Annotated in this window: 23 protein-coding genes; 2 read left to right on the top strand and 21 right to left on the bottom strand. The window is 66.1% G+C overall.

The window, feature by feature from the left end; all coding sequences use genetic code 11:
* Positions 1-2: 2 nt before the first annotated feature.
* The 10 genes from EDL96_RS02315 to EDL96_RS02270 all read right to left on the bottom strand — a co-directional run bounded on the left by EDL96_RS02315 (position 3) and on the right by EDL96_RS02270 (position 10,195).
* Entirely contained in the window at positions 3-1,322 is a 1,320-nt protein-coding gene (locus EDL96_RS02315; RefSeq protein WP_123824044.1) for a Mur ligase family protein, read from the bottom strand.
* Between the two features lie 32 nt (positions 1,323-1,354).
* Positions 1,355-1,924 carry an HIT family protein gene (locus EDL96_RS02310; RefSeq protein WP_123824041.1) on the bottom strand — a complete coding sequence of 190 codons (570 nt, stop codon included), beginning with the start codon at positions 1,922-1,924 and terminating at the stop codon, positions 1,355-1,357.
* 8 nt (positions 1,925-1,932) lie between these two features.
* Positions 1,933-4,047 (bottom strand): threonine--tRNA ligase, encoded by a 2,115-nt coding sequence (thrS, locus tag EDL96_RS02305; RefSeq protein ID WP_407656896.1) that lies wholly within the window; start codon positions 4,045-4,047, stop codon positions 1,933-1,935.
* 132 nt (positions 4,048-4,179) lie between these two features.
* Positions 4,180-5,136: an ornithine cyclodeaminase family protein gene (locus EDL96_RS02300; protein WP_233568619.1), complete on the bottom strand. Its 957-nt coding sequence runs from the start codon at positions 5,134-5,136 to the stop codon at positions 4,180-4,182.
* Positions 5,133-5,432: a hypothetical protein gene (locus EDL96_RS13575; protein WP_233568618.1), complete on the bottom strand. Its 300-nt coding sequence runs from the start codon at positions 5,430-5,432 to the stop codon at positions 5,133-5,135. Before EDL96_RS13575 ends, EDL96_RS02300 begins: the two co-directional genes overlap by 4 nt.
* Before the next feature lie 572 nt (positions 5,433-6,004).
* Positions 6,005-6,712: a GntR family transcriptional regulator gene (locus EDL96_RS02290; RefSeq protein WP_199732514.1), complete on the bottom strand. Its 708-nt coding sequence runs from the start codon at positions 6,710-6,712 to the stop codon at positions 6,005-6,007.
* 9 nt (positions 6,713-6,721) lie between these two features.
* Positions 6,722-7,537 carry an SOS response-associated peptidase gene (locus EDL96_RS02285; RefSeq protein ID WP_123824035.1) on the bottom strand — a complete coding sequence of 272 codons (816 nt, stop codon included), beginning with the start codon at positions 7,535-7,537 and terminating at the stop codon, positions 6,722-6,724.
* Entirely contained in the window at positions 7,537-8,265 is a 729-nt protein-coding gene (locus EDL96_RS02280; protein ID WP_123824032.1) for a lipoate--protein ligase family protein, read from the bottom strand. Before EDL96_RS02280 ends, EDL96_RS02285 begins: the two co-directional genes overlap by 1 nt.
* Positions 8,262-8,912 carry a nucleosidase gene (locus EDL96_RS02275; protein ID WP_123824029.1) on the bottom strand — a complete coding sequence of 217 codons (651 nt, stop codon included), beginning with the start codon at positions 8,910-8,912 and terminating at the stop codon, positions 8,262-8,264. Before EDL96_RS02275 ends, EDL96_RS02280 begins: the two co-directional genes overlap by 4 nt.
* A gap of 5 nt (positions 8,913-8,917) precedes the next feature.
* Positions 8,918-10,195: a hypothetical protein gene (locus EDL96_RS02270; protein ID WP_123824026.1), complete on the bottom strand. Its 1,278-nt coding sequence runs from the start codon at positions 10,193-10,195 to the stop codon at positions 8,918-8,920.
* A 322-nt stretch (positions 10,196-10,517) separates the two neighbouring features.
* On the opposite strand from EDL96_RS02270, the gene EDL96_RS02265 reads away from it, so the two are divergent.
* A complete protein-coding gene (locus EDL96_RS02265; RefSeq protein WP_123824023.1) occupies positions 10,518-11,624 on the top strand; it encodes an NAD(P)/FAD-dependent oxidoreductase in 1,107 nt (368 codons plus the stop codon).
* A 129-nt stretch (positions 11,625-11,753) separates the two neighbouring features.
* Here the strand turns inward: EDL96_RS02265 and nrdF are convergent, their stop codons facing one another.
* From nrdF to dhaL, 10 genes are all read right to left on the bottom strand, one after another.
* A complete protein-coding gene (nrdF, locus tag EDL96_RS02260; protein ID WP_123824283.1) occupies positions 11,754-12,731 on the bottom strand; it encodes a class 1b ribonucleoside-diphosphate reductase subunit beta in 978 nt (325 codons plus the stop codon).
* 203 nt (positions 12,732-12,934) lie between these two features.
* Complete coding sequence (locus tag EDL96_RS02255; RefSeq protein ID WP_233568617.1) at positions 12,935-13,384, bottom strand: dihydrofolate reductase family protein; 450 nt, start codon at positions 13,382-13,384, stop codon at positions 12,935-12,937.
* Positions 13,385-13,548: 164 nt separating this feature from the next.
* Complete coding sequence (nrdE, locus tag EDL96_RS02250) at positions 13,549-15,654, bottom strand: class 1b ribonucleoside-diphosphate reductase subunit alpha (RefSeq protein WP_123824281.1); 2,106 nt, start codon at positions 15,652-15,654, stop codon at positions 13,549-13,551.
* A 74-nt stretch (positions 15,655-15,728) separates the two neighbouring features.
* Entirely contained in the window at positions 15,729-16,223 is a 495-nt protein-coding gene (gene nrdI / locus EDL96_RS02245) for a class Ib ribonucleoside-diphosphate reductase assembly flavoprotein NrdI (protein ID WP_123824020.1), read from the bottom strand.
* A gap of 221 nt (positions 16,224-16,444) precedes the next feature.
* Positions 16,445-16,681 carry a glutaredoxin-like protein NrdH gene (nrdH, locus tag EDL96_RS02240; RefSeq protein WP_123824017.1) on the bottom strand — a complete coding sequence of 79 codons (237 nt, stop codon included), beginning with the start codon at positions 16,679-16,681 and terminating at the stop codon, positions 16,445-16,447.
* Between the two features lie 374 nt (positions 16,682-17,055).
* Entirely contained in the window at positions 17,056-18,600 is a 1,545-nt protein-coding gene (locus EDL96_RS02235; protein WP_123824014.1) for an aldehyde dehydrogenase family protein, read from the bottom strand.
* Positions 18,601-18,649: 49 nt separating this feature from the next.
* Positions 18,650-19,744, bottom strand: coding sequence for an App1 family protein (locus EDL96_RS02230; protein WP_123824010.1), 1,095 nt, complete (start codon positions 19,742-19,744; stop codon positions 18,650-18,652).
* A 31-nt stretch (positions 19,745-19,775) separates the two neighbouring features.
* Positions 19,776-20,039 carry a hypothetical protein gene (locus tag EDL96_RS02225; protein ID WP_123824007.1) on the bottom strand — a complete coding sequence of 88 codons (264 nt, stop codon included), beginning with the start codon at positions 20,037-20,039 and terminating at the stop codon, positions 19,776-19,778.
* 329 nt (positions 20,040-20,368) lie between these two features.
* Positions 20,369-21,013, bottom strand: a complete 645-nt coding sequence (locus EDL96_RS02220) for a VTT domain-containing protein (RefSeq protein ID WP_123824004.1) — start codon at positions 21,011-21,013, stop codon at positions 20,369-20,371.
* Between the two features lie 51 nt (positions 21,014-21,064).
* Positions 21,065-22,720 (bottom strand): dihydroxyacetone kinase subunit DhaL, encoded by a 1,656-nt coding sequence (dhaL, locus tag EDL96_RS02215; RefSeq protein WP_123824001.1) that lies wholly within the window; start codon positions 22,718-22,720, stop codon positions 21,065-21,067.
* A gap of 268 nt (positions 22,721-22,988) precedes the next feature.
* Between dhaL and ppk2 the strand changes: the two genes are divergently transcribed.
* Positions 22,989-23,846 carry a polyphosphate kinase 2 gene (gene ppk2, locus EDL96_RS02210; RefSeq protein ID WP_123824279.1) on the top strand — a complete coding sequence of 286 codons (858 nt, stop codon included), beginning with the start codon at positions 22,989-22,991 and terminating at the stop codon, positions 23,844-23,846.
* Between the two features lie 101 nt (positions 23,847-23,947).
* Here ppk2 and EDL96_RS02205 read toward each other — a convergent pair whose 3' ends face one another.
* On the bottom strand, positions 23,948-25,300 hold the full coding sequence (locus EDL96_RS02205) for a sugar porter family MFS transporter (RefSeq protein WP_123823998.1): 1,353 nt from the start codon (positions 25,298-25,300) through the stop codon (positions 23,948-23,950).
* Positions 25,301-25,396 lie beyond the last annotated feature (96 nt).

Here is a 25,396-nt window from a genome sequence, read left to right as displayed (position 1 = left end):
CCTCAGATCTCGGGAACGACGGCGACGGACCGGAGCGCACGCCGCAGCGCGAGCATGGCCGTGTAGGTGCAGAACACCCGCATGGGGCGGCCTTCCGCGCTGGCGATGAACTTCCGCAGGGCCTCGGTCAGCTCGGGTTCCACGTCCCGGACGGGGACCTGGTCGTAGTCCAACCTCAGGGCCATGTCCCAGGCGCGGGTGCCGGTCACCAGGTCCACCCCGCCGGAACGCAGGGATTCGAACTCCACGTCCCACAACCAGGAGACGTCGCGGCCGTCCGCGTACTCGTCGTTGATCGCGATCATGGTCGCGTAGGCCTCCGGGCGTGCCGAGGCCAGGGAGAGCCGGAAGCCCGCGGGGTTCTTGACCAGCAGGAGCTGCAGCGGCGCACCGTCCACCGTGATGGTCTCCCCGCGCCCGAACGCTGGAGTGACGGCGGACAGCTCCCCCAGCAGGGACGGAATACCGGCCTGGGCGGCCGGGGCGTCGCGCCCGTCGTCCGTGACGGTCATGGAAAGGGCCAGGGCAGCGGCAGCGTTGTAGACGTTGTAGACGCCGTACAGGTGGACCTTGGCCTTCTCCGGCTTCCCGCGGACCAGGAAGTCCACGTCGGTGGCTTTGAAGTCCGTGAGTTCCACAACAGCTTCGGGGGCGGAGCCGCCCTCCGGGGTCGGTGCGGCGGGACCGTCGGCACCCCGCATGTCGTCGTCGGAAGGGAACATGGGGCGTAGCTGCGGGGAGAGCCCGTACCAGAGCACCTCGGTGCCCGGGCGGACATCTTCGGCCAGGGAGGCAATCCGCGGGTCCTCGCGGTTGAGGATCACGGCCTCGGTCGTGGCCGCGGCGACCTTCGAGAGCATGCGGCGCGTGGTGTCGATCTCGCCGAAGCGGTCGAGCTGGTCCCGCATGACATTGAGCAGCAGCGCGAAGCGGGGCTGGACCTCCTTGACGAAGTGCACCGCGTGCGCCTCGTCGAGCTCCAGGACCGCGATGTCCGCGTCGAACCGACCGGTCAGCGAGATTTCTTGGAGCAACGCCGCGGCCACTCCGCGCACGAAGTTTGATCCGGTGCGGTTGGTGAAGACCTTGAGCCCTTGGGATTCCAGGAGTTGGACCGCCATCTTGGTGGTCGTCGTCTTCCCGTTGGTCCCCGAGACCACGACGACGCCGTGCGGCAACCGCGCGAGTTGTTCGGACACGAATCCCGGATGCAGCTTCTCCATCACCAGCCCGGGGAACGCGGAACCGCCCCCGCGAAGTTTGGTGGCGGCACGAACTCCCTGGCCGAGAAGCCTCACAAGTGGTCTGGACATGCGCTCCATCTTACGGCGAGCGCACGGTCACGCACGACGCGTCAGGCCCCCGGCCAGTGGGCTCGGGTCAGTTCCCAGGTGGAACCCAAGGTGTCCATCATCGCTTTGGTTCCGGCCGTCACGGGCAGGAAGTTGGCGTCCCCGCCCCAACGCGGCACCACGTGCATGTGCAGGTGCGCGGCCAGGGAGCCGCCCGCGGCTTCACCCAGGTTCAGTCCGGTGTTGAAGGCATCAGGGCTCGCCGCTGCCCGCACCGCCGAGATCCCGTCGCGGGTCAGTTCCATGAGCTCCACGAGTTCCTCGTGCCTGAGGTCCGTGAGATCCGGGACGTGCCGGTACGGACAGATGAGCAGGTGCCCCGGGTTGTAGGGGAACAGGTTGAGGATCACGAAGCAGTGCTGCCCGCGGTGGACGATCAGCGAGTCCTGGTCGTCGTACTCCGGGCCCGTGCAGAACGGGCACCCGGGGCGGGTCTCGATCGAAGTGTCCTCGCCCCGCACGTAGGCCAACCGGTGCGGGGTCCAGAGCCGTTGGAAGGCATCGGGCACCCCGGCCAACCGGAAGTCGTCCTGACTGATCCAGTGGTGGGGTGCCCGTTGCTCGTCGTTCATCGCTGTCCTCAGGCCTCGGTCGAACCGGGTGCCTCGCCGACGGAGGGGTCCTCCGCGACAGCGGACGGGCGCGGATCCTGGTTGACCCTGTTCTGCACGTGGGCCGTGATCCGAGCGATCGCTTCCTCGACCGGGACCCCGTTCTCCTGCGAGCCGTCACGGTAACGGAAGGACACGGCCCCGGCGTCGACGTCGTCGCCACCGGCGATGAGCACGAAGGGCACCTTGTCCTTGGAGGCAGTGCGGATCTTCTTGGGGAACCGGTCGGAGGAGGCGTCCAGTTCCGCCCGGACCCCGGCGGTGCGCAGACGATCGACGACGTCCCGGAGGTAGTCGTCGAAGGCGTCGGCCACCGGGATCGCGCGGACCTGCTCGGGTGAGAGCCAGGCCGGGAAGGCCCCGGCGTAGTGCTCGGTCAGCACGCCGAAGAAGCGTTCGATGGAGCCGAACAGTGCGCGGTGGATCATGACCGGGCGCTGCCGGGTCCCGTCGGCCGCGGTGTATTCGAGTTCGAAGCGGTCCGGCATGAAGAAGTCCAGCTGGATGGTGGACATCTGCCACGTGCGCCCGATCGCGTCCTTGGCCTGGACGGAGATCTTGGGGCCGTAGAACGCGGCTCCCTCCGGGTCCGGGACCAGTTCGAGCCCGGACTCCTGGGCGACCTCGGCCAGCGTGTTGGTGGCTTCCTCCCAGGTCGCGTCGTCCCCGATGGACTTCTCAGGATCCCGGGTGGACAACTCGAGGTAGAAGTCCGTGAGCCCGTACGCGGTCAGCAGGTCCAGCACGAACTGCAGGGTGCGGGACAGCTCATCCTTCATCTGTTCGCGCGTGCAGTAGATGTGGGCGTCGTCCTGGGTGAAGCCGCGGGCGCGGGTCAGCCCGTGGACCACGCCGGACTTCTCGTTGCGGTAGACCGTGCCGAACTCGAAGATCCGCAGCGGCAGTTCCCGGTAGGAGCGGCCACGCGAGTTGAACACCAGGTTGTGCATGGGGCAGTTCATGGGCTTGAGGTAGTAGTCCGCGCCCTGTTTGGTGACGTTCCCGGCCGCGTCCACCTCCTCGTCCATGTGCATGGGCGGGTACATGCCGTCCTTGTAGAACCCCAGGTGACCGGACCGTTCGAACAGGTTGGACTTGGTGATGTGCGGCGTGTTGACGAAGGAGTACCCGGCCTTGACGTGCTGTTCGCGCGACAGGTTCTCCATCTCCATCCGGATCAGGCCGCCGCGGGGATGGAATACCGCCAGGCCCGAACCGATGTCGTCCGGGAAGGAGAAGAGGTCCAGTGCGGTGCCCAGGCGCCGGTGGTCACGGCGTTCAGCCTCTGCCAGCCGGTCCTTGTAGGCCTTGAGTTCGTCCTTGGTGGGCCAGGCCGTGCCGTAGATGCGCTGGAGCTGCTTGTTCTTCTCGGAACCGCGCCAGTACGCGGCGGCGGAGCGCATGAGGGCGAACCCGTTGCCGATCAGCTTGGTGTTGGGCAGGTGCGGGCCGCGGCACAGGTCGCGCCACACGATCTCACCGGACTTGCGGTCCACGTTGTCGTAGATCGTCAGTTCACCGGCGCCCACCTCCTGGGAGGCACCTTCGGCTGCGGATTCGACCTCGCCACCCTGCGAGCCCTCGGATCCCGACCCGGGGCCGTGGACCAGGCCGATCAGTTCGAGCTTGTACGGCTCCTCCGCCATCTCGGCCACGGCCTCGTCCGGGGTGACCACCCGGCGTCGGAACGACTGGGTGGTGTTGATGATCTTCTGCATGCGCTTTTCGATCGCCTTGAGGTCTTCGGGAGTGAAGGCCTCCTCGACGTCGAAATCGAAGTAGAACCCGTCCGTGACGTACGGGCCGATGCCGAGCTTGGCCTCCTGCTTGAGTTCCTGGACGGCCTGGGCCATGACGTGCGCCGTCGAGTGCCGCAGGACCTCGAGTCCCTCGGGATCGGAGATGAGCACCCGGGTGACGGTGTCGCCGTCGGTCAGGGGGGTCGAGAGGTCCTTCAAGGTGTCGTTGACGTGGGCGACCACGACGTCACGGTTGTCCGTGTAGAGATCGGCCGCGGTGCTGCCGCCGGGGACCTCCCGGGTTTCGCCGTCGACGACGACGGTGATCGGGGATCCGGAGTCCAGGACCTGCTCGCTCATGTGAGGTGTACTGCCTTTCGCTGATGGGGGCACGGCCGTACCGGGGTCGCGCTCGACTCGAGCGATCCTACCCGCCCGCCGGTCACGTCATCAGGCTCGCAGGCACCACGACGCAGCTCACGGCATGGTCTCCACCACACCCCCGGCCACCGCCAGGTCCTGCCAGCTCATCCCGACCCCTTTGAACACGCGCGGGCGCGACCAGTCGGGCGCCACCCGGTCGTTGACCAGGTCCACCAGCTCGACCAGATCGACCGCACGCGCCGGATCGCCGCTGCCCTCGGCCGCCATGATCACGTCTCCGGCCTCCCGCAGTGCTGTGCCGGTGTCCTCGACCACCACCTGGGACCGGGTCACGAGCCCGGTGTCCAGTTCACGTCGGTCCGGTTCGTGGGACCCCATGGCCACCACACACGCGGAGTCGGGAACCACACCGCCGTCGAACAGCGGAGTCCCGGACGACGTCGCACACACCACCAGATCGGCATCGGCGACGTCCTCCACCGATCCGGCCCGCGCCGCCAGGCCGAGGCCCCGGGCAAAGTCCACGGCGGTTTGCACCCCGGATTCCTGACGACCGTTGATCACGACCTCACGGAAGTCCCGGATGTCCGCGCAGGCCTCGATGTGCGCCAGCGCCTGCGGTCCGGTGCCGAAGACCACCAGCTTGCGGGCATCGGACACGGTCAGCCGGTCCGCGGCCACGGCAGACACCGCGGGGGTGCGCAGCGCCGTGAGGCCGTCTCCCTGTAACAGGGCCCGGGGGGTCAGGGTCTGTGTGTCCATCAGGACGTAGACCGCCTGGATCCGCGGCAGACCGCGCTCCGGGTTGCCCGGGGACACGGAGGCCACCTTGGTACCGGTCCAGGGCCCGATGACCGAGGGCATGAGCAACAGGTGCCCCTCCCCGGCCGCAACATGGGTCCGGGCCGGATCGGAGGCCGGGTCGAAGCCCGAGCGCAGAGCGCGCTCGATGAGTTCCCGGGCGCGCCGCGGGGACACCGCAGCGGCAATGTCCTCGCCGCTGAACCAGGGTGCCGCCGTCGTCCGAGTCGTCAGGTCGGGAGCGTTCACTTGCGGACCTCCGACGTGCTCGGCGCGATGTGGGCATCCGAATCCTGTGCCGCCACGGGCACGACCTCCGCCTGCGCCTCCTTGCGTGCGATCGACGGCGCGAACACCAACGCCGTGAGGGACACCGCGGCGGTGATCACCAGGTACACCGAAATGGACTGCCAGGCGCCGTTGAACTCCTTGAGCAGGAACGTGGCGATCAGCGGCGCCGTGCCACCGGCCAGGGCGGCGCCGATCTGGTACCCCAGCGTCACGCCGGTGTAGCGGACCTCGGCCGAGAAGATCTCCGAGCACATGGTTCCCAGGGTGGCCGTGACCGGCGGCCACGCGGTCCCCGAAGTGGGAGAACACGATGCCGCCGAAGGGACGGATGAAGAACGTCAGCGCCAGCGTCAGGTAGGACAGCATCTGCGAGATGTACGGATCGTCCGTCGGGAAGAACTGCTCGTTGAAGATGAGCGCGGAGGCCGTGGCGTAGAGGAAGATGTCGTACCACTCGATCGAACTGCCGGCCAGGGAGCCGGACAAGACCCTGAGGTTGGTCGCCTTGGCGCCCACCTGGGTGGCTTTGCCTTCGCGCTGTTCCTGTTCGGTGAGGACCTGCTCGGTGCGCACTTGATCGGGGCGGACCTGTTCGGTCGGCGACTGCCCGTTCAGGTGCTGCTCCCGGTGCGTGGCGGACTCAGGTGGTTTCGGACGGCTCACGGTCGTCTCCAGACGTGGATCGATCGGGACGCGTCACCGCGGAGGGGTTCCAGCGTGCGGCGCATCATGTGATGCCCAGCACAGTACAATGTTACATTGCCAGAAGCTATCGATTCGTCGTCGGGACTGGTCACAAGAGTGTTCGGTGGTGCGCCTCGGGCGATTACTCGCTCTTGCCCGCCCAGACTCCCGCAACGTGGCCGAGGTGCCGCCGCATGATCTCCTCGGTACGGTCACGGTCCTGCACCGCCACAGCCTCCACCAGTTCCACGTGCTCACGCGCGGTGAACTCGAGTTGCTGCTGCTCGGCCAGGGCTTTGAGCCCCGTCAGTCGGGTGGTCGAGCGCAGCGAACGCACATGCTTGACGGCGATGTCGTTGCCCGCTTGCTCGAGCAGACTCAGGTGCAGGTCCATGTCGAGCTCGATGAACCGGATCAGGTCGCCGTCGACCGCCGCCACCACCGACTGCTCGGCCAGGCCGCGGCAGCGCTCGAGCAGTTCGTCGGCAACTCCCCGTTCAGCCACATCCCCCATGAGGGGAATCTCGATGAGCGTGCGCAACTGGATGACCTGACGGCGCGTTTCGGCCGAAACGTCCGTGACCCGGTAGCCCTTGTACCGGATGGGGCTCACGTGGCCCTCCTGCGCAAGGTCGAGCATGGCCTCACGCACGGGCGTGGCGGACACACCGAACTCGGCCGCCAGCCCGGGAGCGCTCAGCACCTCCCCCGGTTCGAAGTCGCCCACGATCAGTGCGTGCCGCAGGCTCGCCGCCACTTGGTCGCGCAAGGGTGCCGTCGGCGTCGGCAGTACGGGTGCCGCTCGACGTCGCCGAGTCCCCGAGGGAATCTGTTGGTTTCGATCTTCCACGCGAACCTCTCAGAACAGCGCCTGGACGGGCGCAACCAGGTCCGGGGTGTTGTTCCGGACATTGCCGACCTCCGACCCCACGGCATGCAGCTGCCACGTGGCAGCCACCATGTCCGCTTCCGCCCGAACCCGCTCGACCAGACCAACGGCCTCGTCCTTGGAATCCGCTGCGGGATCCAGCCAGTCCTCCAGCGTGGAACGGTTGAGCGCGATCGGCAGGCGGTCGTGCAATGCGCCCAATTCCTGGAGCACGGGCTCTTCCGCCTCCGGGGAGGGTGCGTCCGTGGTGAGGATCGAACACGAAAGCAGCCATGAACCCGACGGTTCCTGCCACCACTCGTAGAGCCCGGCGAACCAGACGGTCGCCCCGTCGTGCTGCGGATGGACGTAGTACGGCTGTTTGGCGGGAGCGCCCTTCGTGGCCTTCACCGGGGCGCCGTCCGGGCCGAGCCGCTTCCTCCACTCGTAGTACCCGTTGGCGGGCACCGCACAACGACGGTGGCGGACCGCGGAGCGGAACATGGGCTTGTCCACCACGGTCTCGGAGCGGGCGTTGAAGGCTCGGACACCGATCGAGGGGTCCTTGGCCCACCCGGGGACCAGGCCCCATCGCGCCACGTGCAGTTCCCGCAGAACGGCTCCGGGGGTCTCGTCGTCGTCACCGGCAATCCGCTCGAGGACGACGGGAACCTCGGCGGTGGGGGCCACGTTCCAGTTCTCGCGTACGGCCGACGTGTCGGTGCCGCGCAGGGGTGCACCGGGAACGGCACCGACCTCGAACAGGAGATCGTCCACGGACCGGGCGATCACGTACCGGCCACACATCAGAAGGCCTGTTCCTGGAGGGACCCGTAACCCATGTGGCGTGCGTACATGCCGTAGACCTTTCGCAGAGCCGATTCGACGTCGCTGACGCGGGTCCCCGGCCTCAGGTCCTCCACGGCCCCTGCCGTGGCCGGGTTCCATTCGAGGCCCAGGGAGCGGTAAACGTCCGTGAGCACGGCCCGGATCGGCTCGGACTGCTCGACGACCACTACCGTCGAGAAGTACCACGCGCCCTGAACGATCCGCTGCGCGGCACCGGAGAGCTTGATGGTGGCCATGGGCGAATCAATGGTCCGACCCGTTGCGTGAACGCTGTACTCGCCGGGACAGTACTCCCCGGGGACCTCACCCACTTCGGCGGCAATCTCCAGTTCCTCCATGGCGGCCACCACCATGTCGGCGAACAGGGCGTAGCGTTGCTGGATTTCCGCCTTGGGGTCCGACGCCGGTTCGATGTGGTCGATCACCAGGCATCCGCGGTGATACGCGGCCGCCCGCCCCCCGACCTTGCGGACCACGGGTGTGTACCCGGCTCGTTTGACTGCACGTTGGGCGGCCGCGAAGCCGGGAAGCAGTTCGTCTCTGCGACCGAAGGCCACGGTCGGCCGCGGCTGGTAGATACGCAGGACGGGACCGGCCGAACCGGAGCGGACGGCACGCAGAATGTTCTCTCCGGCCTGGTAGTCCTGCTCAGCGCCCAGGGATTCGCGCTGCCGAATGAGTTTCATGCGGTGTGTCCTCCCTGGGTGGCGACCGGCTCGGCGGAACGGGAAGTGACGCGGTCCGTATCCTGATCATGGCTCTGGGTGTAGGCGCGGAACCATTCGGCCAACGCCCTGGCCGAGATGTCCACCCGATCGGCCCAGTTCAGTGCCTGGGCGTCCGCGTCGTCGGAGACGTGCTTGACCATCCGCAAGGGCACGCCCAGGTGCCGGCAGGCGACGGCCACGGCAAAGCCCTCCATGTCCACCAGGTCGGCACGCTGCGCCAGCGCGTCCCGGACCGGGCCACCGGCCATGAACGAATCCCCCGTGGCCAACACGGTGCCGTCCCCGACCTGTCCCAGGTCAACCAATGCCATCGTGTCCGCGGGATCGGAACCCATGGCTCGCATGAGGTCCGCGTCGACGTCGCGATTGATCACGGTGGAGGGTTCGAACAGGCCGTCGGTTCCCGACTTGAGTGCGCCGCAACTGCCGAGGTTGACCACGGTCAGCTCTGCCCGGTCCTGGGGGTCCGGGACTCGTTCCATGACGGCGCGGGTGGTCACCGCCGCGGCCAATGACATTCCGATGCCGGTCAGGACCACGTCGGTACCGGCGGGAAGATGAGCGGTTTCCGCGGGGTGCGCGGCAACGACCAGCAGGCGATTCATGGCCTTCACTGTATTCGCCTGGAAGCCTCCGTCCGGACACGGGCGGTCGAGTCCTGCTCGTTCTCAAGGGCGTCGAGCAGCCGAAAACGGGCCGGTCGGCGGGACGCCAGGTCGGCCGGGGGCACGAACCGATCGGCAGTCTCCGTGCTCCCCCACCGCACGCGGCGCATCACTCGGAACACCGGCCGTTGGATGTAGAACCATGACAGGCCCGCCAACACGGCCGTGATCAGGCCTGCAAGCACGACGGTTGTTCCGCGGTCCCACCCAGTGCCGGCCGGCGCCAACAGGACGGTGTGGACGGGCCATCCGTAGGCAACCACTCCGACCCAGACGTCGCGACCGGCCAGGAACGACGGCATGGGCAGCGCGATCAACGGGGCGAGCGCCAGGGCCAGGAACGGTTGGCCGAAGTCCATACCGCCCATGGCCAAGGGAACTGACAGCGCGAACAGCGTGGTGCCCAGGACAGGAACCAGGAACCTCTGCACGCGTCCCGACTCGGCGAGTCCTCCACCCCGGGCGACCAGGAGCGATCCCGCCAGAAAGTAGGTGATGAGGTGGAGGATGCACAGGACGCTGGCGCGAAGCGTGGCAAGGTCGGTCGTGCCTGCATCCGTGACGGGGCCTGCCGGAGCGAATCCACCGATCAACAGCCGCCACTCCGGTGCGCTGGCACCCAGGACGCAGGAGGCCCACATGGTGATGGCCAGCAGCACCGGGATGACGGTGGACGCATGCGCCCGGGTCCAGCGCCAACGCGACAGCGCGGTCATTGCCAGGCAGCCAATGGCCCAGGCCGGCAGGACCGTGCAGAACGCCGTCAACACCGGGGACGGTTCGGACGGGTTCTGAAGGACCAGTGCCAGCAGAAGGCCCGGCCCGAAGGTGGCGGCTCCGGAGGTCACCAGGCGGGCGAAGGACCCGTGGGTGGCCCGACTCTCAGGTTCGGACACATGGCGGTGGGTGACCAGGATTCCCGAGAGCACGAACAATGCCCCCAGTGCGATCTCTCCCACGAGCCCGGGCATGCTCCAACCCGGGACAGCCACCGTGGGGTCCGTGGTTCTGCCATCGGCGGAGCTTGCCCCGCCCGGCGCCGTCGTCGCAATCGCCAGGCAGAGGAGGAACCCGGCTGCCAGCACGGTGGACAGTGCCGTGATGTTGGCCCGCTGGCCGCGGGTGAGCGTCAGAGGGAACGACCCCGACGCGGTTGCGGGAGCAGCACCGACACCGAGGGCGGGTTCATGCCCCTGCGAGGCACCGGACACGAAGGAGGCCACGGGTACTCCTGTCCGCGGGGTCGGATCTGAGACGGGTCAAACGAGGGAGGCCCCCATCGTGTGGAGTCCGCCGGTCGAGAGTCGGTGGACACTCGAGTGCGGTCACTGAGCCGGTGAGGCGACCGGCGACGGAGGTTCCACGTGCACTTTCCCACGTCAACGGTCGATTCGCGGGCGCCTGTTTCCGTGTGCATGCACACGTCCCCCGGTCGGCGGACGGGTCGTGCATCCGGCCCGGGAATGTGCGGGCAACGCGCCTGGTCGGCTCGCCCACGTCCCCCAACACGCCCCATACCGTCGGACTCGATGCGACCATGGTTCCATGACTCCACAGACCCGCATCCTGATCATCGGCGGTGGCATCGCAGGGCTGTCCGTGGCCTCCGAGTTGTGCCGCCGTCGAAGGACGGGCATGGGCCTGACCCTCGTCGAAGCCGAGCCGCGTCTTGCCCACCACACGTCCAGCCGGTCGGCGCAGCACCTGAGTCCGGGCTACGGTCCACCGGCGGTGCGGGAACTGACCCGGTTGACCGTCGCTCAACTGCGCGACGGCCTGCCCGGTGCATCCGGCCCGGTGGTCTGGCCGGCACCGACCGTGGTCATCGGCAGTGACGACCAATTGGCTGCCGAGACGACCTTCACCTCCGAACAGATCGACCGCGCCCGGGTTCTCGAGCTGTGCCCGGAGCTGGCCGGGGTACCGGACCGGGCGTTGCAGGGAGGACTGTTCGAGGACGACGCCGTACGCACCGACGCACCCGCCATCCTCGAGTGGCACCGCAGCCAGGCGGCCGAGGCCGGTACGCGCATACTGACCGACTCCCCCGTCCGCTCGGCGTCCTACGACGACGGCGTCTGGACCGTTCTTGCCGGAGACCATCGATTGAATGCGGAGATCGTGATCAACGCAGCCGGGGCCTGGGCGGACAAGGTCGCAGGACTGTTCGGCGCGTCGACGCTCGGGCTGCAACCGCTGCGACGGACCGCCGCCGTCGTGGAACTGGAACGTCCCCTGGAACCGGGCCATCCCGTCGTCGTGACTGCCGACGGTGGCTGGTACTACCGAGCGGATCCGGAAGGGGCGATGATCTCCACGGGCGAGGCAGAGCCCGAGGAACCCTGCGACTCCGTCCCTCACCCCGGGCAGATCGAGGCACTCGTGGACGAACTGAATTCGACCACGGATCTGCGCATCACGGGGGTCAAGCGGGCATGGACGGGTCAACGCACCACCGCGCCGGACGGGGTCCCTGTCTGCGGGTTCGACCCACGCGTGCCCGGGTTCCTGTGGCTGGCCGGTCAGTCCGGTTACGGCTTCCAGACCAGCACGGCTCTGGCCCGCGCCGCCGCGGATTGTCTACTGGACGGCTGTATCGGTGCGTGGTGCAGCCCGGAGACCACAGAGGCCCTGTCCCCGGCCCGTTTCTGACCCCGATTTGCCCTTCCAGGTCCCTTCCATGCGCCGAGACCTCCGTTATGGCCCGAATCTCGCGCGAATTCAGGTCTTAACGGAGGTCTCGGTGGGGCCGGGGCGACGGCGCCGTCTGGGAAGGGACCGTCAGAAGTCCCAGTCCTCGTCGTCGGTGTTCACGGCCTTGCCGATCACGTAGGAGGAACCCGAACCGGAGAAGAAGTCGTGGTTCTCGTCCGCGTTCGGCGACAGGGCCGAAAGGATCGCGGGCGACACATCGGTCATCTCCTTGGGGAACAGCGCCTCGTAGCCCAGGTTGTTGAGCGCCTTGTTGGCGTTGTAGTGCAGGAACTTCTTGACCTCTTCGGTCCACCCCACGCCGTCGTAGAGCGATTCGGTGTACGCGATCTCGTTCTCGTAGAGCTCGTCCAGGAGGTCGTAGGTGAAGGTCTTGAGTTCGTCGCGACGCTCCTGGGTCTCCTTCTCCAGACCCTTCTGGTACTTGTACCCGATGTAGTACCCGTGCACGGCCTCGTCGCGGATGATCAGGCGGATGATGTCCGCGGTGTTCGTCAGCTTGGCCTTCGAGGAGAAGTGCATGGGCAGGTAGAAGCCCGAGTAGAACAGGAAGGACTCCAGCAGCGTGGAAGCCACCTTCTTCTTGAGCGGGTCATCCCCCACGTAGCGGTCCAGGATGATGTCGGCTTTGCGCTGCAAGTACTCGTTCTCGTTGGACCAGCGGAAGGCCTCGTCGATCATCTTGGTCGATGCCAGCGTGGAGAAGATCGACGAGTAGGACTTCGCGTGGACCGATTCCATGAACGCGATGTTCGTGTAGACCGCTTCCTCGTGGAGCGTGACCGCGTCCGGGAGCAGGGACACGGCGCCCACGGTGCCCTGGATGGTGTCCAGCAGGGTCAGACCCGTGAACACCTTCATGGTGAGGTCCTTCTCCTCGTCCGTGAGGGTGTTCCAGGACTGGACGTCGTTGGACAGCGGGACCTTTTCGGGAAGCCAGAAGTTGGCGGTCAGCCGGTCCCAGACCTCGTCGTCCTTGGGGTCCTGGATGCGGTTCCAGTTGATCGCTTCGGCGTGGTGGCGTACCAGCTCGACCTTCTCGCTCATCATCGTGGACGTTTCTCCTTGTTCAGACTGCTTGGTTCAGGCTGTTCGGCCTGGGCATTCATTGGGGGTCTTCGGTTCCGACTTTAACGACGACGGCGGCCCTAGGGGACCAGGCGCCATCCCGTGTAGGTCACACCGTTGCCGAAGCTCTTGCATTCGATGAGGGCGGTGCGCTTCAGGGGGAATCCGTCCGGAACCAAGCCTCAGCCCGCGCCTTGGATCACGGGGTAGGTGAACAGCCGCAGTTCGTCCACCAACCCCTCGGTCAGAAGTGTGTGGCACAGGGACACGGACCCGGTGCACACAATGTCCTGACCGGGCCGGTCCTTGAGCTTTCGGACGGTTCCCACGACGTCGTCGAAGATCACGGTTGAGTTCTGCCACCGGGGATCGGTCATGATCGTGGAGACCACGTACTTGTCCACCGTGTTCAGTTGGTTCGTGATACCGGTTTCGTCGTCGTCCTGGTTCGGCCAGAAGCCGCGGAAGGCCTCGAAAGTCTCGCGACCGAGCAGCACGGCGTCGCAGGTTTCGTCCTGTCTGCGGAGTTCCGCCAACAGGTCCGCGCCCTGGTCCGTGGGGTCGAACCAGTCCCCCAGCATGTCGATCCGACCGTCAACGGTGATGTTCTGGGTGATCACGAGCTTGCGCATCTTCTGCACCTTCCTTGTCCGATGTTCGGTCATCTCAGGCAAGGAAGAAGGCCCACCGGATGTGTGTCCGATCCTGCGGACCTGTCGACACCCGCCGAGTTCGGGGTTGTTCCGGCTATTGGGGTGAATAGGCGGAACAACCCCGAAGTCAGCGGAGGGGTGGGTCAGAGCATGCAGGACACGCAGCCCTCGACCTCGGTGCCTTCCAGTGCGAGCTGGCGGATCCGCGAGTAGTACATCGTCTTGATGCCCTTGCGCCAGGCGTAGATCTGCGCCTTGTTGATGTCACGCGTGGTGGCGGTGTCCTTGAAGAACAGGGTCAGGGACAGGCCCTGGTCCACGTGCTGCGTGGCCGCGGCGTAGGTGTCGATGATCTTCTCGTAGCCGATCTCGTACGCGTCCTGGAAGTACTCCAGGTTGTCCATGTCCATGTGCGGAGCCGGGTAGTACACGCGACCCAGCTTGCCTTCCTTGCGGATCTCGATGGCCGAGGCGATCGGGTGGATCGAGGACGTGGAGTTGTTGATGTAGGAGATCGAACCGGTGGGCGGAACGGCCTGCAGGTTCTGGTTGTACATGCCGTGCTCGGCCACCAGGGCCTTGAGCTCCCGCCAGTCCTCCTGGGTGGGGATGTGCACACCGGCACGGGCGAAGATCTCCCGCACCCGATCCGTGGCCGGCACCCATTCCTGCTCGGTGTACTTGTCGAAGTAGGACCCGTTGGCGTAGTCCGAGTTCTCGAAGTTCACGAAGGTCTCACCGCGCTCCTTGGCGATGAGCATGGAAGCCCGCACCGCGTGGAAGACCACGGTGTAGAAGTACATGTTCGTGAAGTCCACGCCCTCTTCGGAGCCGTAGTGGATGTGCTCCCGGCCCAGGTACCCGTGCAGGTTCATCTGCCCCAGACCGACCGCGTGGGACATCGAGTTGCCGCGCTGGATGGACGGCACGGACTCGATCTCCGACTTGTCGGACACGGCGGTCAGGCCACGGATCGCGGTCTCCACGGTCTGCCCGAAGTCCGGGGAGTCCATGGTCATCGCGATGTTGAGGGAACCGAGGTTGCAGGAAATGTCCTTGCCCACGGTCGAGTAGCCCAGATCGGCGTCGTAGACCGAGGGCTCGGAGACCTGGAGGATCTCGGAGCACAGGTTGGACATGATGACCTTGCCCTCGATGGGGTTGGCCTTGTTCACGGTGTCCTCGAACATGACGTACGGGTAACCGGATTCGAACTGGACCTCGGCGATGGTCTGGAAGAACTCACGCGCGTTGATCTTGGTCTTGGAGATCCGGGCGTCGTTGACCATCTCGTGGTACTTCTCCGTCACGTTGACGTCGGAGAACGGCATGCCGTAGATCCGCTCGACGTCGTACGGGGAGAACAGGTACATGTCCTGGTTCTTCTTGGCCAGCTCGAACGTGATGTCCGGGATGACCACGCCCAGGGAGAGGGTCTTGATGCGGATCTTCTCGTCCGCGTTCTCCCGCTTGGTGTCCAGGAACTTGTAGATGTCCGGGTGGTGGGCGTGCAGGTACACGGCACCTGCACCCTGGCGGGCACCCAGCTGGTTGGCGTAGGAGAACGAGTCCTCCAGCAGCTTCATGACCGGGATGACGCCCGAGGACTGGTTCTCGATCTTCTTGATCGGGGCACCCGACTCGCGCAGGTTGCTCAGCGCGAAGGCCACGCCGCCACCGCGCTTGGACAGCTGCAGGGCGGAGTTGATGGAGCGCCCGATGGACTCCATGTTGTCCTCCATGCGCAGCAGGAAGCAGGAGACCATTTCGCCGCGCTGCATCTTGCCGGCGTTGAGGAACGTGGGGGTCGCGGGCTGGAAACGGCCCGTGATGATTTCCTCGACCAGCTTCTCGGCCAGCTGCTCGTCGCCGTCGGCCAGGTAGAGCGAGACCATGACCACGCGGTCCTCGAAGCGCTCCAGGTAGCGGCGACCGTCAAAGGTCTTGAGCGTGTAGGAGGTGTAGAACTTGAACGCACCCAGGAAGGTCTGGAAACGGAACTTGTGCGCGTACGCCTGCTTGGAGAGCTTCTTGACGAACTCGAAGGAGTACTGGTCCAGCACCTCCGGCTCGTAGTACTGGTGGTCCACCAGGTACTTGAGCTTCTCCTCCAGGTCGTGGAAGAACACGGTGTTCTCGTTGACGTGCTGTAGGAAGTACTGGCGTGCAGCCTGCCGGTCGGCCTCGAACTGGATGTTGCCGTCGGCGTCGTAGAGGTTCAGGACGGCGTTGAGCTCATGGTAGCCCATGCCCCGGAACTTCTCCGGCACGGTGGGGTCGTCGTGACCGGATTCGGCGATGCCGGAGTGCGTGGTGTGCGTGGTTACTGCCACAGGTTCATCAGTCCTTCATTCACTTTGTTCACGTCTTCTTCCGTGCCCATGAGCTCGAACTTGTAGAGCACGGGCACCCCGCACTTGGCGGAAATCTTGTCGGCGGCGATGCAGAACTTGTCGCCGAAGTTCGTGTTCCCGGCCCCCAGGACGCCCCGTAGGAGCTTCCGGTTGGTCTCGACATTCAGGAATTTCACGACTTGCGGTGGGACCGCTCCGGCACCTTCCGGACGCCCGTAGGTCGGCACGACCAGAACGTACGGTTCCTCCATCACGGGCGTCTCCGCCGTGGTGTGCAACGGGAGGGCCACGTTGCGCGCCCACAGTTTCTCCACGAACCGGCGGGTGTTGCCGGAGACGGAGGAGAAGTAGACGACGACGGGGTTATCCGCGCCGTCCGGAAGATCCTGCCCGTACCCGGGGCCTTGGTCCGGGTGGGCCTCCCGCTGGCGGGCGGCCTCCACAAGAGCGGCAAGGGCGGACATCTGAGATCACTTCCGTAACGCGAGAGGGGTGGTTGCAGTCCCTTGGTGAGGCAACGATGTGGTGTCTCTGAAGCTTCCCGCCGATTTCGTGGATCGGCGGTGGGCCGGGTGGTGGGTGGTGGGGGTGCCGGATTACCCCGGACACGACGACGGCCCGGCGGGTCGCCGTCGTCGCCACAGCTGTGGGTGGCGCGACGACCGCACCGAGCCGATGAGGTTGATCAGGCCGAGAGGCTGACGCGCAGCGAGGAGATCTTGTCCGGGCGGTAGCCGGACCAGTGGTCCTCTCCGGCGACGACGACGGGCACCTGCTGGTAGCCCATGCCGACGACGCGGTCGAAGGCTTCCTGGTCCTCGGTGACGTCGATGACGTCGTAGTCGATGTTGCTCTTGGTCAGTGCCCGGTAGGTGGCGTTGCACTGGACGCAGGAGGGCTTGGAGTAGACGGTCACGGACATGTCGAGGGTCCCTTCCTGATGGGTGTGGTCTGTCGAGCGGTGGGGAGAAGCCGGCCGGGGAAGTACGTGCTCCGCCGAGTGGGCGGGCGGACCGGTCCGCTTGGTGGACCTCTCTCCTGTGCTGAGCTTCGATACTACATCTAGTGTTGCCCGCGTCCAGCAACCCCAAGATGTCGTGTCTGGCTCTTCGTGGCCGTTGTCCTCACACTGTCCCCAGAGTCTCGGGTTCCATCCACAGCGCAGTGTCCGGGACTCCCCCGTGTTCACGCCGGGACAGCCCTTCGGGAGGTTGATTGTCCACAGGTGTGGAGGACCGCAGGCCGCGCCTTGTGCACCCAGAATTCACCTTGGGAAAACATGTCGCGGCGTGTCGGTCAGCGCTTGAACAGCTTGCGCCCCACCGCGGCCGGGCTGGGCATCCCCAGGGCGAGCTTGGTGAGTTTCGATTTGAGTGGCCCGTACGGCGGGTAGACCGCTTTCAGGGTGTCCGGCGTCAGAGGTTTGTCCAACACTGCCCGCTGATGGCTGAAGGCCTCCAGGGAGTACCGGCCGTGGTAATTCCCGATCCCGGAACCTCCCACGCCGCCGAAGGGCAGCTGAGGGTGGGCGAGATGAACCAGTGCAGCACCCATGACCAGACCGCCGGAGGAGGTCTCCTCCCGGAACGCGGTCCGTACGTCGTCGTCCTGGCTGAACACGTACAGCGCCAGGGGCTTCTCCCCCGCATTGATCACGTCAAGGGCCGCGCGATGATCATCGACGGGAACCAGCGGAAGAACCGGACCGAAGATTTCGTCCTGCATGAACGGGCCGTCCACCGCGCTGCGAATCACTGTCGGGGCCAGATACCGCTGGGAGGCGTCCACACCGCCGCCCGTGACCACGTCCTCCGGGTCCACCAGGTTCATGAGGTCCGTGAGCTTGGACAGATGCCGCCCCGTGACGATCCGACCGTAGGACTCGGAAACCGCGGGATCCGTTCCGTAGAGCTTGCGGATGGCCGAGACCAGAAGGGGTTCGAGCTGAGCGAGAACCTCCGGCGGACCCAGGACGTAGTCCGGAGCCACGCAGGTCTGGCCGGCGTTGAGGAACTTGGCCCACGCGATTCTTTGCGCAGCCACGGGAAGGTCCACGGTGGCGTCGATCCATGCCGGGGACTTGCCGCCCAGTTCCAGGGTCACGGGGGTCAGGTACCGGGCGGCCGCCTCCATGACCACGCGGGCCACCGTCCCGTTGCCCGTGTAAAACACGTGATCGAACCGGTGTTGCAGGACTCGGGTGGTCTCCGGCACGCCACCGGTCACCACGCCCACAGCCTCCCCCAGGTACTCGGGAAGTGCCGCCGCCAGGGCTTCGGCCACGTGCGGGGTGACCTCGGAGGGTTTCACGACCGCCGTGTTCCCGGCGGCCAGCGCACCGGCCAGCGGTGAAAGGAGCAACTGGACGGGGTAGTTCCAGGGGGCAATGATCAGCACCGTTCCCAGCGGCTGGTTCTCCACCCAGGACCTCGACGGCGCAAGGGAGGCCGCGGCCGGGACCTTGTGGGGACGTACCCACTGCGGCAGGAGCTGACGCAGATGCGCGATCTCCGCCAAGACAGTGCCGATTTCCGTGGCCCAGGCCTCCGTGGGGTGCTTCCCGAGATCGAGTGCAAGGGCTTCCACGAAGTCATCGGCGCGTTCCCGCACCATGGCCTCGAGCCGGTCCAACCGCTCCAATCTGTCCTCCAGGGACATCGGTGGGGTGAAGGCCAACCGAGCCGCCGCCACGGCCTGGTGGATCGCAGACTCGGCATCCGCGGCCAGCCCCTCGACGGGGTTCAACTGCGAATCGTGGTCCGCGTGGTCCTGAAGCCGGGGTGGACCGGAGGCGTGCTCGGATCCAGGTGTGCTGGTGTTGCCGAGGCCGTTGATGTCCATGTCCCCACGCTATGCCCGGGGACCGACAACACAACCCGCATCCAAACAGTCACAGCAGGCCGACGTCCGCCAACTTCTGCGAGATGGTGGCCCCGTCATTCGCCTCGATCAGGGGAATCCCCTCCGGGATCCTGGCCGCATTGTCCGTCAGCAGCTGGCCCGAGGCCAGGACGGCCTCGGTCGGTGAAAGGTTGCGGATCACCACGGCCGCCACGTTCTGCGGGTACCGCCGCGCGAATCCCCCGTAGATCTCGGGGTCGTGCTGTCCGTCGTCACCGATCAGGATCCACTTCACGTCCGGGAAGTCCCGCGCCAGGTGCTCAAGGTTCTCCACCTTGTGTCGGGATCCGGAGCGGAACCAGCGGTCCGTCGTCGGGCCCCAGTCCGTGAGCAGAAGCGCCCCGGACGGGTAGGCGTTGCGGTTCAGGAAACGACGCAAAGTGGGCGCCACGTTCCAGGCACCCGTGGACAGGTAGAGGAAGGGCGCCCCTACGTGTTTCTTGGACAACCGCTCCATGAGGACGGCCATACCGGGAGTTGGGGCGCGGGCGTGTTCGTTGAGCACGAAGGAGTTCCAGGCCGCCAGCATGGGGCGGGGCAGGGCTGTGACCATCACGGTGTCGTCGACGTCGGAAATGATGCCGATCCGTTGGGCGTCGTCGACCACCGTGATCCGGGAGGTCGCCCACCGGGAACCGTCCGTGCGCAGGTGGGCCTCGTGCACGCCGGGTTCGAGCGAGATCTCCAGATCGGCGTCGATCACGCCGCCCTTGTCCGCGACCAGGTGGAATTCGTGCTCCCCGAGCCGAACGTCCACGTGCGCGAAGGTGATCGGTAACGAGGTGAAGGACCGCCAGCCCCGGATCGAGGATTCGTCCTCGTCCGTGGGGTCCTCCGGCCCTGCGGTCTTGAGCAGTGCTCGTCCCAGGATGCGGACGTGGGACGTGGTGCCGTACCCGTCGAAGGCCACCATGACGGGCACGTCCCCGTGCCGTTCGGCGCGACGTTCCCGCGCTTGCGCGACCCGCAGTTCCAGCCGGTAGCCGAGATTCAGCGCTTCCTTGGTGACCTGGTCCACGGTTTGCCGAAGGTCCGTGGCAAGGTCCACGGGCATCTGGTCCATCTCGGTTCGGCTGAGCGACATGTGCATCAGTCTTTCACAGCACGACGACGGTTCAGCCGCCCACTTCTTTCAGTGCCCCGTCCTGACCCCGATGCCACGTGACCCCGTGGGCATCCGTGAAGCTGAAGGATACAACGCGGCGGTCGACGGACTTGGTGATCGGGCGGAGGAGGTCGCACTCAATGGGAAGGCGCCCGAGGTCCCAGGCGTAATGGTCCTTGCCGGGCCCGTAGACGAGATTGCCCGGCGGCAGCATCCGAATCTTCAGAGGAGCCAGTTCGCGATAACCGGACCGTTGTCCGTCGACGTAGTTCAAATCGATGCTGTGGACTTCGATGTCAAAGATCGGAGCAGCCGTGCGGTTCTACACCTCGATAACCGATGTCGACGACGCACCCGTCGGAATCTCTGCAGACATCCAGGCCAGCAGGCCTTCGGCTTGGGACCGACGCTTGACAGTCGATTCCCGGCGGTCACGTCTGTCTTCGATGCGCCGAAGCTTCCATGACTCGATGAAGGCCAGGACTGCAACCACCACTGCAAGTGAGCTGAGTATGAGTTCCATGCCACCACAGCTACGCCCTACTGCACACCTCGTCCACAGTATGACGTGGGGTGACGGTGGCCGCCGCCGGGTTGGCTGGCTCAGATCCCCGCCGACTCCGCCTCCTTCGAACGACCCCGCGACGCCAGGACGTGCCCGATGATCGGCAGGATGGAGAGAATGACGATGCCCACGGCGATCAGGTCGACGTGTTCGGCGACGAACGGGACACCGCCCAGCAAACGACCGGCGGTCAACATGACCGTCACCCACAGCACGGCGCCGGTGACATTCCAGCCCACGAACTTGCGGTACCGGTAGGCGCTGGCGCCCGCCACGAGCGGGACGTAGGTACGAACGATGGGCACGAATCGCGCCAGGACCAGGGCCTTGCCTCCGTGAAGCACGAAGAACTCTTCGGCCTTGAGCAGGTGCGATGTCTTGAGAATGCGGGCGTTGTCCGCGAACAGACCGCGACCGAACTTCTTGCCGAGTACGTAACCCACCTGGTCACCCGCGACGGCGGCAACGGCAGCCAATGACCACACCAGCCAGAACGGCGTACCCATGGCGGGCAGGAGCATTCCGGCCGCGAACAGCAGGGAGTCACCGGGCAGGAAGGGGAAGAGCAGGCCGGATTCGATGAAGATGAACACCACCATGATGGCGATCGCCCAGGGCCCGGCCGTTTCGAGAATCGCCCCCGGGTCACTGAATGCGGAGGTCACCTGGTGCAAGAAGTCCATGCAGAGATGATGCTCCCGGGAATCGCTTCGCGGAGAGAAACGTGCCGAGCCTCACCGAGAACTCACAGCAGCCAGCCACACCGTCACAGCCATGGCGCCCGGATCCGGTACCCCTACCGAGCGATCCCCGAGGTAGCTCGCGCGCCCCTTGGCGGCGACCCCTTCGGCCGTCGCCTGGGCGCCTTCCCTGGCGGCTTGCAACACGACGACGTCGTCCTCCTCGCCTTCCGCAAGCGCCTGCGCTGCCGGAATCAAGGCGTCCAGCATGGTTCCGTCCCCGAGCTTGGCCCCACCGAGTTCCTGGATCCGCTCCACGGCCGCTTCCAGGCCGTGGGCCAGCACGGCCCGCTCCGGAGACACCACGCCGTCTTCGATCGCATCGGCCAGGCCGAGTGCCAGAAGTGCGTACAGCGGACCGGAGGTTCCGCCGACCTCCTTGCGCAGGATGTGCGCCAGGGCGAGGTAAAAGGTCTTCGCGTCCGGCGCCCTCGACAAGTCACCGCGGCGATCCCGGACGGCGCGAGCACCACGGGCCAGGTTGGTACCCAAGTCACCGTCCCCCACCTGCCGATCCAGGTCCGTCAGGTGCGATTCGGCCTCGAGCACGGCGTCAACGGCGCGATCCATCGCGGCCACCAGCGCCGGCGACGTCTGCCCACTTCCCAGCCCCTCCAGCGGTGACTCCAGCTCCACGTCCACGGCGGGGTTGTCTCCCGGTGTGGTGGGCAGAACCCAGCCGGGGGCATCCGTCCCCGCGGTCAGGTGGGCCACCTGCGTGTCGGTCACCTTGGCCAGGGTCACGGAGGCTCCGGGCATGTCCAGGCTGGTCAGGAGGCTACCCACCAAGCTCAGGACGGGGCGGAGTCCGTGGGCACGAACGGCGGTGAGCACCTCACCGGTCAGGATCTCGAGTTCCATCGGCGGGGTGGCGCCCAATCCGTTGACCAGCATCACCACGTCGTCGGCGGCGGTCAACTCCCGATCCCGCACGATGGCCGACACCAGGCTTTCGGCCACGTGGCGGGCGGACTCCGCGCTGCCGCGTTCGCGGCCCGGTTCCCCGTGGATGCCGAGTCCCCACTCGACCTCGTGGTCCTCCAACGAAAAATTCGCCTGGTCGGCGCCAGGCGCCAGAGCAGCGCCCAAGGCGATGCCCATGCTGCCCATCCCGGGCAGGAAGGCTTCCAGAGCCTGTCGGATCTCGAACGCGGAAGCCCCCTGCTCGGCCATGGCACCGGCCAACTTGTGCACCAGTACGGTTCCGGCGATCCCCCGGCGCCCGGCACCGGCCGAATCGGCCAGTGCGACGTCGTCCGCCACCACCACCTGTTCGACCGTCCGTCCGCGAGCGCGGGCGTTCTGGGCGGCCAGGCCGAAGTTGAGGCAGTCCCCGGTGTAGTTCTTGACCACCAGCAGGACTTCTCGGTCGGGGCCCACGGCCTCGATGGCGGCTTCCACCGCCTCGACCGACGGCGAGGTGAACACGGGACCGCAGACGGCGGCGTCGAGCATGCCGTGCCCCACGAAGCCCGCGTGGGCGGGTTCGTGGCCGGAGCCTCCGCCAGAGATGACGGCCGTGGTGCTCGGTCGGTCGCCGCGGACGACGACGGGCCAGTCGCGGACCCTCGTCAGGGACCGGCTGCGGGAGGTCAAACCCGTGATGAGGTCCTCGATCACGTCTTGTGGCTCGTTGATCAGTTTTCGCACGGTGCTCTCCTTGGAGGATGGGCTCATGGGTCCGAGGCGTTGGACCCCACCGAATCAGAAGTGATGCGCGCGCACCAGTGCCGGTTCTCGGTGAACACCGGGCCAAAGCGTGCGACCAGATGCAATCAACACTTTGAACTACGTCACATTCCAGCGACGGCGCTACTGTGCGTTCATGGCAAAGGACACCACCAACTCGACCGCCCCGGCGGCTGACAACGACGCCCTCGATCTCGAGGACGATGCCCATCCGAAGCGTCAGGCCCGGATGAACAAGGCCATTTACGAAGCGGAGTTGCTGCGACTGCAGGCCGAGCTCGTGGAGATGCAGGAGTGGGTGCGCTCCACCGGGCAGCGGGTCGTCGTGATCTTCGAGGGACGCGACGCCGCGGGCAAGGGTGGGGCCATCAAGCGCGTCACCGAATATCTCAACCCACGAATCGCCCGGATCGCCGCGCTCCCCGCACCCACGGAGCGGCAGAAGACGCAGTGGTACTTCCAGCGCTACATCGAACATCTCCCGGCCGCCGGCGAGATCGTGCTCTTCGACCGGTCCTGGTACAACCGGGCCGGCGTGGAGCGGGTCATGGGCTTCTGCACCCCGCAGGAGTACCGGCGGTTCCTGCGCCAGTGCCCGATCTTCGAACGCATGCTGGTCGAAGACGGGATCATCCTCATCAAGTACTGGTTCTCCGTCTCCGGCGACGAACAGTACAAGCGCTTCGAGTCCCGCATGTCCGATCCCATGCGCCACTGGAAGCTCTCCCCCATGGACCTGGAGTCCATCACGCGGTGGGAGGACTACTCCCGCGCCCGGGACGCGATGTTGGTACATACCGACATCCCAGAGTCGCCCTGGAACTTCGTGGAGGCCGAGGACAAGCGCCGGGCCAGGATCAACATGATCGCCGACCTCTTGGACCGGGTCCCCTGGTCCCGGGTAGAACGTCCAGAGATCAAGCTGCCCGAACGCCCGTCCACCAACGGTTACCGTCGCCCCGACCGTTCCCTGCAGCACGAGGTCTTCGACCACTCCGCTGCGGTCGAGCAGGAAGCCCTGGGCAAAGGCAAGTCGAAGAAGTCCGGCAAGTCCACCAAGGGCGGCAAGAGCAAGAAGAAGTCCTGACCCCCGGGCATCCCGAGCACAGCGCAACACAAGAGGACGGCGGCAGGTCATCTGCCGCCGTCGTCTTTGTGTGAGGGCCCTGGCGACTGAGCCCGGGATGGTCACCGTGCGGTGAGCCGCTCCTCCATCTCCTCGAGCGGCACGCCCTTGGTTTCCGGCATGGCCTTGAGCACCCACACGAGTTGCCCGACCATGCACACGAAGAACAGCGCGAAGGCCATACCCGGGCCGAGCCCCGCAGCGATCCAGGGGAAGGTCCAGGTGATCACCGCGGCGGCGAACCAGTGCGTGAACGAACCCAGGGCCTGCCCGCGGGCACGCACCCGGTTGGGGAAGATCTCGGAGATGAACACCCAGATCACGGAACCCTGACCGAAGGCGTGGGCCGCGATGAACAACAGGAGCGAGGCGAGAACCAGTGCGCTGCTGAAACCGGAGAAGTTGTGCCCCTGGGTGAAGAACAGCAGTGCGATCACGCCCAGGCTGATGAGGTAACCGATCGAGCCGATCAGCATGAGCTTGCGCCGCCCGAACCGGTCGATCACGGTCAGGGCCACCATGGTGGCCACCAGGTTCATGCCACCCACGGCAATGGACTGCAGGAAGGCCGAGTCCTCGGCGGCACCGGCCATCCGGAAGATGTCCGGGGCGTAGTACATGATCGCGTTGATGCCGGAGAGCTGATTGAACGCGGCGATGGCGATGGCCAGGAGAATCACCCGGCGGTACTTGGCCGTGAAGAACGGGGCAGGCCGGGAGTCCTGTGCCAGATCCGCGATGGCCTCCTGGATCTCGCCTTCGAGCTCCGCGGCCTCCTCCGGACTTGAGGCGAGCCGGGCCATGTTGGTGCGTGCTTCTTCAGTCTTCCCGGCCAGGAAGAGCCACCGTGGTGATTCCGGAACGGTGAAGAGCAGGAGCATGAACACGGCGGCCGGAAAGGCTTGCACACCGAGCATCCAGCGCCAGGCCACGTCCTCGCTCAGCACTTGGGCCAGGACATAATTGGACAGGTAAGCCACCAGAATGCCCAGCACCACGTTGAACTGGACCAGGCCGACCAAACGGCCCCGCAACCGCGGGGGTGAGATCTCGGCCGTATAGATCGGTGCCGTCACGGACGCACCGCCCACACCGATTCCACCGATCAGGCGGAAGAACATGAACAGGTACCAGTTCTCCGACAGCGCGGCACCGATCGCGGAGAGGAAGTACAGCGCGCCGATCACGAACAGGACCTTCTTGCGCCCGTAGGTGTCGGCCGGTTTCCCGGCCGTGAGGGCGCCGATGATGGTGCCGATCAGGGCCGTGGCAACCGTGAATCCCAACGCAAAAGATCCCAGGGAATATTTTTCCGTCAAAGCTTGGGTGGTGCCCGAAATAACGGCGGTGTCGAAGCCGAACAGTAACCCTCCGAGCGCGGCCACAATGGCGCTGCGCAAAACCAACGGTTTCATGATTTCCCCTTGAATTCCCGCCGATAGATGCTTGTCAGGCTAGGTATCGCTGACGTTCGGGTCAATTCTTGGCTAATGTTGCATCGGGGCGGGAAA

It is taken from the genome of Kocuria soli (genome assembly GCF_003797835.1).
In the GTDB taxonomy this organism is placed as follows: Bacteria; Actinomycetota; Actinomycetes; order Actinomycetales; family Micrococcaceae; genus Kocuria; species Kocuria soli.
Note: the sequence above shows the minus strand (reverse complement) of the source record. Positions and strands in the feature narration are given on the sequence as shown.